This is a genomic window from Citrobacter sp. VF227, assembly GCF_052950715.1.
In genome coordinates this window covers 1-1452 of the sequence record NZ_JBRFVF010000045.1, presented here as the reverse complement: position 1 = coordinate 1452, position 1452 = coordinate 1, and the positions used below count along the sequence as shown (strand labels likewise).

Genomic DNA, 1452 nt, shown 5'->3' with positions numbered 1-1452 from the left:
AACGCGACCTGCGTGATCAATCTCGACAACGCGACGGTCCGGTTGATCGGCGAGCCGAACAAGAGCCAGAACGCGATGTTCGTGATGATGAACGCCGCGCGCCTCGGCGTCGGCATGCAGGTGCTCGGCCGCACCGTCGCCGTCTAGCAGAACTCGCTCACGTACGCGAAGGAGCGCCTGCAGATGCGCTCGCTGACGGGGCCGAAGGCGCCGGACAAGCCGGCCGACCCGATCATCGTCCACCCGGACGTGCGCCGCATGCTGCTCACGCAGAAGGCGTACGCGGAAGGCGCGCGCGCGTTCACGTACTGGTCCGCGCTGCAGATCGACAAGGCGCTGTCGCACGCCGACGAGGCGGTGCGCAAGGAAGCGGAGGATCTCGTCGCGCTGCTCACGCCGATCATCAAGGCGTTCCTGACCGACAACGCGTTCGAGTGCACGAACCACGCGATGCAGATCTACGGCGGCCACGGCTTCATCTCCGAGTGGGGCATGGAGCAGTACGTGCGCGACGCGCGGATCAACATGATCTATGAAGGGACCAATTCGGTTCAGGCGCTCGACCTGCTCGGCCGCAAGGTGCTGATGACTCAGGGCGAGGCGCTCAAGGGCTTCACCAAGATCGTGCACAAGTTCTGCCAGGCCAACGAAGGCAACGATACCGTCAAGGAATTCGTCGAGCCGCTGGCCAAGCTGAACAAGGAATGGGGCGAGCTGACCATGAAGGTCGGTATGGCCGCCATGAAGAACCGCGAAGAAGTCGGTGCCGCATCGGTCGACTATCTGATGTATTCCGGCTATGCATGCCTGGCCTACTTCTGGGCCGACATGGCGCGCGTCGCAGCCGAGAAGCTGGCGGCCGGCACCGAGGAAGAGGGCTTCTACAAGGCCAAGCTGCAGACTGCTCGCTTCTACTTCGCACGCATCCTGCCGCGTACCCGTACCCATGTGGACGCCATGCTGTCCGGCGCCGACAACCTGATGGAGATGGCCGAGGAAGATTTCGCCCTCGGTTACTGATCGGTTGTTGCTGAAGAAGGCCGCTGCATCTGCAGCGGCCTTTTCGTTTGTGCGATTGATTGCGGGAAGATGCGGCAGTCGCTTACCGCCGTTACGCCCCTCAGGCCTTGCGCATGGACCAGTAGCCAGGTTTGAACAGATCCCGCTCACCCAGCAGCATCACGCCAGCGGCGAAGCCTATCAGCACCAGGCCGATATACAGGCACAGCTGGATGAACCCCTCTGGCTGCGGTACGAAATGCAGCGCCACCGCCAGCACGGTTGCCGTCGCCAGCCAGCGAACCAGCACCGGTACGCCTGCACCGCGCGGCGAGGCGCGATAGACGAACAGGCCCATGAACAGTGCCTGCAGCGCGGCGCCGCTGGAGAACGCAAGCGCCAGGCCTGCGGCGCCGTAATGCCGATAGAGCAGCGCATCGAGCGCGATGGTCA

The 1452-nt window shown here is 63.6% G+C and carries 1 protein-coding gene and 1 pseudogene; one reads left to right on the top strand and one right to left on the bottom strand.

Annotated features, from left to right (window positions below):
* A pseudogene (locus ACU8YC_RS24865) lies at positions 1-1020 on the top strand (acyl-CoA dehydrogenase C-terminal domain-containing protein); the annotation flags it as partial.
* A gap of 100 nt (positions 1021-1120) precedes the next feature.
* On the opposite strand, the gene ACU8YC_RS24860 reads toward ACU8YC_RS24865, so the two are convergent.
* Positions 1121-1452 (bottom strand): hypothetical protein (locus tag ACU8YC_RS24860; RefSeq protein WP_446895938.1); only part of this gene is annotated, 332 nt, incomplete at its 5' end.